General features: G+C 47.8%; 6 protein-coding genes and 1 pseudogene. All 7 read left to right on the top strand.

The window, feature by feature from the left end; genetic code table 11:
• Nucleotides 1–263 (top strand): annotated as a pseudogene (locus L692_RS33075) (hypothetical protein); the annotation flags it as partial.
• Between the two features lie 271 nt (nt 264–534).
• Nucleotides 535–1,236 carry an RNA polymerase sporulation sigma factor SigK gene (sigK, locus tag L692_RS0120690; RefSeq protein ID WP_025701935.1) on the top strand — a complete coding sequence of 234 codons (702 nt, stop codon included), beginning with the start codon at nt 535–537 and terminating at the stop codon, nt 1,234–1,236.
• Nucleotides 1,237–1,640: 404 nt separating this feature from the next.
• On the top strand, nt 1,641–2,576 hold the full coding sequence (locus tag L692_RS0120685; RefSeq protein ID WP_025701934.1) for a LytTR family transcriptional regulator DNA-binding domain-containing protein: 936 nt from the start codon (nt 1,641–1,643) through the stop codon (nt 2,574–2,576).
• Between the two features lie 104 nt (nt 2,577–2,680).
• Nucleotides 2,681–3,526, top strand: coding sequence for an ABC transporter ATP-binding protein (locus tag L692_RS0120680; RefSeq protein ID WP_025701933.1), 846 nt, complete (start codon nt 2,681–2,683; stop codon nt 3,524–3,526).
• Nucleotides 3,523–4,233 carry an ABC transporter permease gene (locus L692_RS0120675; protein WP_025701932.1) on the top strand — a complete coding sequence of 237 codons (711 nt, stop codon included), beginning with the start codon at nt 3,523–3,525 and terminating at the stop codon, nt 4,231–4,233. The genes L692_RS0120680 and L692_RS0120675 overlap by 4 nt, the downstream gene beginning before the upstream one ends.
• Before the next feature lie 117 nt (nt 4,234–4,350).
• Nucleotides 4,351–6,639 (top strand): preprotein translocase subunit SecA, encoded by a 2,289-nt coding sequence (locus L692_RS0120670; RefSeq protein WP_025701931.1) that lies wholly within the window; start codon nt 4,351–4,353, stop codon nt 6,637–6,639.
• 120 nt (nt 6,640–6,759) lie between these two features.
• The coding region (locus tag L692_RS0120665) for a DNA alkylation repair protein (RefSeq protein ID WP_025701930.1) at nt 6,760–7,090 on the top strand (331 nt) is incomplete at its 3' end.

Here is a 7,090-nt window from a genome sequence, read left to right as displayed (position 1 = left end):
CTGCGGAGAATCGGACGCGGAGCAGCCGTCTCCGGCGCGGCGAACCGGTCTATGGTCCGCGGCAGTACAGCGAAAGAGCCTATTTTCGCTACACGCTGGCCAATCTGGAACTGGCGCTGCGGCACCGGCTTGCCGAGGAGGACGGCGACCGCTCCGGCAAACCGCTGGACGACGAACGGTACGAAGCGTGGCTGAACCGCCAGGCGGCGAACGCCGTGGTCCGGGTCAATTCTTCCGTGTACGACAAGCTGACGGTGGAGTGACGGGGCCGCTTGCGGAATAGCTCGGTATCACACGACCTGCGCCACCGGATGCGGCTACCCTATCCGGCTGGCGCTTCTTTCATCTGGGAGCATCGGAACAACGGATCGGCGAGGTTTTAAGAAGGAATACTCGCAAGCGCTGCAACAGCCGAACCGCAAATTTCCCCCGTACAGGCACTTCCGGGCATTCGCCCACATACAATGAAATGACCGTGAACCCGTAAGAATGACTGACCGGTTTCATTGTACACGTGCGGGAGGTGTCGCTAAAGTGCCCGGATTGCTTAGCACCATTGCGCTGCTGATTAAAGAACTGACGCTGCTGGTATCGTATGTAAGAAACAATGCGTTTCCCCAACCGCTGACGGAGGAAGAGGAGAGCCGATACTTAGGGATGATGGCGGAGGGAGACGCTAGGGCCCGGAATTTATTGATAGAACATAATTTGCGGCTCGTAGCCCATATAGTGAAGAAATTCGACAACACCGGGGAAGACATGGAAGATTTGATCTCCATCGGTACGATTGGTCTGATCAAAGCAATCGAGAGTTACCGCCCGAACAAAGGGACGAAGCTTGCCACCTTCGCAGCTCGATGTATCGAGAATGAAATTTTGATGCATCTCCGTTCGCTTAAAAAGACCCGCAAGGACGTTTCACTCCACGATCCGATCGGGACGGATAAAGAAGGTAACGAGATTACGCTCATTGATATCCTTGGCTCGGATACGGACGATGTCATCAAAGAAGTGGACCTGAAGATCGAGAAGAGCAAAATCTATCGCAACCTCGACATTCTGGACGACCGGGAAAAAGAGGTGGTGGTCGGCCGTTTCGGCCTGGACACCGGGGGAGAGGAGCGTACACAGCGGGAGATAGCCAAAGAGCTTGGCATCAGCCGCAGCTACGTGTCGCGGATCGAGAAGCGGGCGCTCATGAAGCTGTATCATGAATTTTATAAGGCGAAGCGGTGAGAGAGTTTTTGGGGAGATCTATCAGATGATGGGTCCCCTTTTTTAAGGATATCTTTATAGGACTATGGTTTTTGCCTAACCAATGGTATTCTTTTAACTTGTTCGATTATCTTTAGTAATGCAAATATAGTAACATTCTTGAATTCAATGAAAGCCCAACTAGCGATACGGCCTATTATGTCTCTCTGGAACCACAACGTAACCGCTTTACACTCCGGCAACGACCAGCACCTTCCCTATTCTTAGCTATAGCCTGACAGATGATCGGATGTAAAGTATATGATAACGACTGATATGGATAGAGAATACATGCCGTTATATCTTTCAGTAGAAACTGACAAAAAAGTATCTTGGCATTATAATTGTTATATATATCCTGTGACAGCACTGACCAGGAGGACGGCATGCAATTTCAACCAATGTATGATGATGGGGAATTATTTCTACCGAAGATTGAATTTAATATGACATTGAACCAATCGATTGGCATTATAACGGACTTGAAGCGAAAGCAGCTTTTAATGAATCAATTAGTGAATCATTCCCAATATTATTTATTTCGGGCTGGGCAAAGCGAGTATTTGCGTTTAACGGTGGAAGAGCTAATCACTTTTCTAATCAAAGTATCGGAGAGAGATGGGCGTGCCGCTTTGTTGATAGATTATTTTGCTTTAAAAGAAGAACGGAAAGTAAAAATCAAGGATCTAAGCTCATCGAAAAGGATGTATGTAACATTGCTGCGTGTCTTTTTTGCGCATCAGCCTACACTTGTATTGGAGGAACCCTATTTTTACTTGGAAGAACAAGATCGTCATCATTTTAAACGGATTCTGGATGACCTTTCGAAAGAAAAGCAGATTTTAATTTTAACTTCCAATTTAGAGGATGCCCTTATTTCCTGTGATGCGATTTATCGGTTGAACGAGTCCGGATTCCATCCACTCGATATTCGGGACTCTGAAGAGGATAAGCAGGAAGTTCAGAAACAGGATGAGGCCAATATAACCTTGCAGAAGATCTCTACAAAAAGAAATGACAAAGTGATTTTATTTAATCCGCCTGAAATTGATTTTATAGAAAGTGTAGAGGGTTCGATCCTTGTTCATGTGGGCGGGGAAAATTATGACTGTGCTTTGACGCTAACCGAGCTTGAGCAGAGATTGTTAAATTTCGGGTTTTATAGGTGTCATCGCTCCTACATTGTTAATTTGCAAAAAGTAAGAGAGATTATTACATGGACGAAGAATAGCTACAGCTTGCGATTAAATACAGATAAAGATGCCGTAGTTCCGTTATCTCGTTCAAAATTGCAGGAATTAAAAACACTTCTTAACATTTAAATGGTACCATTCAGGCGATAATAGCTACATTTCAGCGGGTTTTGATGGCTGGAAGCATGCGATCTGTATATGTTTAAGTCATCAACTCTAAGGAAGTGGCGTTTATGGATGTTATCCAAGTAGAACGTATTCGAAAGAGATTTGGAAATAAGGATGCGTTAGCAGATGTGTCTTTTTCAATTCCGAAAGGTGAAATTTTTGGTTTCCTGGGTCCGAGTGGTTCAGGAAAAACAACATTAATCAAGATTTTAACTGCGCAGTTAAATCCGACAAGCGGACAGGCAAGGGTATTGGACCAGCCGGCGGAGAGGATGCAACAGTCTGCACAGAAGATGCGCTTTGGCATTTTGACGGATAACAGCGGTCTATATGAGAGGTTATCGATTGAAGAGAATCTGGAGCTGTATCGTAAGTTATATGATCTTCCTAGATCTTCGATCGATAAGGTGCTGCAGTTTGTTAACTTAAGCGGAGAGCGCAAAAAGAAAGTCAATCTCTTATCGAAAGGGATGCGTCAGCGTGTCATGCTGGCATGCGCGATTATCCATGAGCCGGAATTATTATTTTTAGATGAACCTACTTCGGCTTTAGATCCGGTAAACTCAGTACATATTTATAAGGGCTTACGTTACTTAAATGAGAATGGAACAACGATTTTTTTAACTACGCATGATATGGCTGAGGCAGAATTGATATGTAACCGTGTAGCAATTTTGTATCGGGGACAAATTCAAGCTATCGGCTCACCGAAGGAACTTAAACGGCAGCACCGGGAAAACGTAGTTTGTGTTGACTTAATCAATGGAGAAGCATACGAGCTTCCAATCAATGAGGAAACGGCTGATCAAATAGCCGATTGGATGAAACAGGGGTTAATTGATCGATTGGAAACGAAAGAGCCGACTCTAGGTGATATCTTTATTAAAATGACAGGAAGTGAGTTACTATGAGTATCTCATATAAACGTGTCCGGGCGATATTTGTGAAGGATTACAAAGAATTTTCACGCAATTATGCGGTCTCCATTATGTTGATTTTTCCAGTTATTCTCGCACTTCTTTTTCGGAAGGCAGGTTCGTCTTTGCCTGAAGCCAGCGGTTTTCTTTTTAATACTTCGTTTGTAATACTAACATGTTTCGCACAAGCATGCTTGATTGCGGAAGAAAAGGAGCGTAACACTTTACGGTCGTTAATGTTGACTCCGGCCACGGCCATGGATGTCCTAATTGGTAAAAGTTCATTAGTCTTTGTAATGTCTGCTGTTGTTCTGGCTATTTCTACGTTTATATTTGGCTATGTGCCAGCTAGTATATGGGCGTTTGTGCCAACAATCATTCTTTCGATTATTCTCTATACAGCAGCAGGGACGATATGTGGTTTATTCTCCAAGACATTGCTTGAAGCATCATTATCTATACTTCCTGTGGCTTTCGTATTCATGGGGGCGCCTTGGGGAGCGACGTTTGTGAAAGATTATCCAATCTTCAAAGTGCTGGATTATGTGCCAAGCAGTCAGCTTGTGCATTTGCTAGGCATAAGCAATACAGGTTATACGACGGGAGATGTATTAAACCCACTCCTCATTACTTTGGCATGGACGGTTGTATTAACGATTGTGTCTGTTGTTTTGTATCAGCGGCGGTTAAAGGACGAGTAGGGGGAAATCACAAGAGAACGGCCCACCTGCTTATGGAATCGTCGATAAGCTGTCCGACGTCGAGAAGCTCCAGTCCTATAGAATCGCGAATTTCTACCGAGGAGGAATCAAATTCCGATGAATATAGCCGTCAAGTTGATGCAAAAATTCAAAGACCGCGATACCCAGAATAAGCTGAAGGCCTACCTAGACCAAACGGAGCTTATCCGGAAACGGAATTTGGAAGCATGGGACGATGGGCAGCTTCAAGTGGAATCCCTCCGGCTGCGACAAGAAGCACAATCGGGTGCGCCTTTGGATGAGCTGCTTGTCGATGCTTATGCTTTAGTCTGCGAGGCCGCGAAGAGAATGCACGGATTACAGCCTTACGATGTCCAGATCATGGCTGCCATCGCTCTGCACGAGAGATATTTGATTGAGCAACATACCGGTGAAGGAAAAACGCTCTCTGCGGTTATGCCTGCTTATCTGAATGCGTTGACCGGCAAAGGCGTCCATGTGCTGACTTTTAACGATTATTTGGCCAAGCGGGATGCGGAGTGGATGGGCCCAATTTATCGATTCCTCGGGTTAACGGTGAGCCCGGTTCAAGCGGGCATGAGCCTGTCCGAGAAGCGGGAAGCATACGCCAAGGATATTACCTATGTTACGGCCAAAGAGGCGGGATTCGATTATTTGCGCGACACGATCGCACTAAGCGAAGCTGATACCGTGCATCGCCCTTTTCACTACGTCATCGTCGACGAAGCCGATTCACTTCTTCTCGACGAAGCGCGGGTGCCGCTGGTCATCAGCGGCGATTCGGCCTCTTCCAAGAGCGACGGCTTTCGTTTCGCAGAAGTAGCTCGGCAGCTACAGCAAGCAGAGCATTACGACTTCGACGAGTTCCAGCGGAACGTATACTTGAATGAAGCAGGCGCTGCGAAAGCGGAGTCGCTGCTGGGATGCGGCAATTTGTACGATAGCCATAACAGTCATTTGCTAACCTCATTAAATTGCGCGCTGCATGCGGAATCGCTATTAAAGAAAGACGTCGACTACATCGTCCGGGACGGTGAAATCGAGCTGATCGAAGAATATACCGGCCGCGTGGCGGAGAACAGGTATTTGCCGGACGGGCTGCAAGCCGCGCTTGTAGCCAAAGAAGGGTTGCAGTCCTTGGGCGGCGGAAAGATCCTCGGAACAATTACCCTTCAACACTTCATCAGCCTGTATCCGGGGATTTGCGGAATGACGGCTACCGCGCACGCTTCCGCAATGGATTTCGAAGAGATTTATGCGCTGCAGGTCGTGCAAATCCCACCGAACCGGCCAAACATCCGGATCGACCATCCGCACCGGATTTATACCCATAAAGCAGCCAAGCTTAAGGCGCTTGTACAAGAAATCTCGTCCGTCCATAGAACGGGGCGTCCCATTCTCATTGGGACGTCAAGCGTCGAGGAGTCTGACAGGCTGGCAGAGGCGCTGGCGGTTGCCGGCGTACCTTGCCATGTGCTGAATGCGAAAAACGACGCAGAAGAAGCCGAAGTCATCGCCAAAGCGGGAGAAATCGGCGCCGTGACAGTGTCTACGAATATGGCGGGACGAGGCGTCGACATTCGGCTCGGCGGCGGCGACCCCGCGCAAGCAGAAGTAGTCGCCAAGCTGGGCGGGTTGTACGTGATTGGTACACATGTGAACGAAAGCGTGCGGATCGACGACCAGCTGCGCGGGCGTTCCGGACGCCAAGGCGACCCGGGAGCTTCCGTATTTTACGTAAGCTTGGAGGACGAGCTGCTGCTTCGCTTCGGCATCCATAAAGCGGTTCGCGCTCCCAGGCAGGATGAGGCTCTGGAAGAGCCGGTGCTACGCAGCAAAATCATGAGTATCCAGCGTACTGTTATGGGCCAGAACTTCGATATCCACCAGGAACTGAACGGTTATTCCGATATGGTGGAGGATCAGAGGCGAATTTTATATGCGGAGCGGCTCCGAATTTTGAAAGGCGAGCAGCCGATGAGCCCTGCGGAGCAGCGGGTGCGGCTTTTTTATATCGACGAGTTCTGGGCTGACCATCTGGCATATGTTTCTTACCTTCGCGAAGGCATTCACTTGGAGAGCCTTGCCAGCCGCAATCCGATCGACGAATTTCATGCGCAAATCACCGAAGCTTACGAGCAAATTCCTTCTACAATAAATAGCGCGTCGGAGAATATGCTTGCAAGGCTCGGAGGTTCGAATGATCCGGCGGAGTGGGAAAAGTTTGGTCTCAAGAGCCCCGCTTCCACCCGGACTTATATTATCAGCGATCAATACATTCAGAATAAGCGCAGCTCATGGACAGGAACGACCATATTTGCTTATTGGGGTCGCCAGATTTTGAGGCTGGTATTGTGGCCGGTATACAAGCTGTCAAAATATTGACAGATGAATGGATTATTGATTATCAGGTAGTGCTGAAGGGATACTGAGCTTGCGACAGGGAAATCCGTGCAGTACACTTTCTTTATCCGGTACTATCTCGAAAAAAGGAAGTGTTAAACAGTGAATGTGGACATGGTCATGCGGGAGCTTGAAGCGCTCGGCAAGGAACGAACCAAGAAAATATACAGCTCGAATGGCGCGCACGAACCGCTTTTTGGCGTGGCTACCGGCGCAATGAAGCCGATCTTCAAGAAAACCAAAATAAATCAGCCTCTGGCTGAGCAGCTTTACGCCACGGGGAATTACGACGCCATGTATTTTGCCGGCATTATAGCCGATCCCAATGCAATGACGGAAGCCGATTTTGAAAGGTGGATGGATGCGGCTTATTTTTATAGTTTGCGACGTAACCCCCCTCGCTTTAGCTATGGGGATGTAAGTCGCCATCTGC

Source organism: Paenibacillus forsythiae T98 (genome assembly GCF_000520735.1).
In the GTDB taxonomy this organism is placed as follows: domain Bacteria; phylum Bacillota; class Bacilli; order Paenibacillales; family Paenibacillaceae; genus Paenibacillus_AQ; species Paenibacillus_AQ forsythiae.
This window is presented reverse-complemented; position numbering and strand designations above follow the sequence as displayed.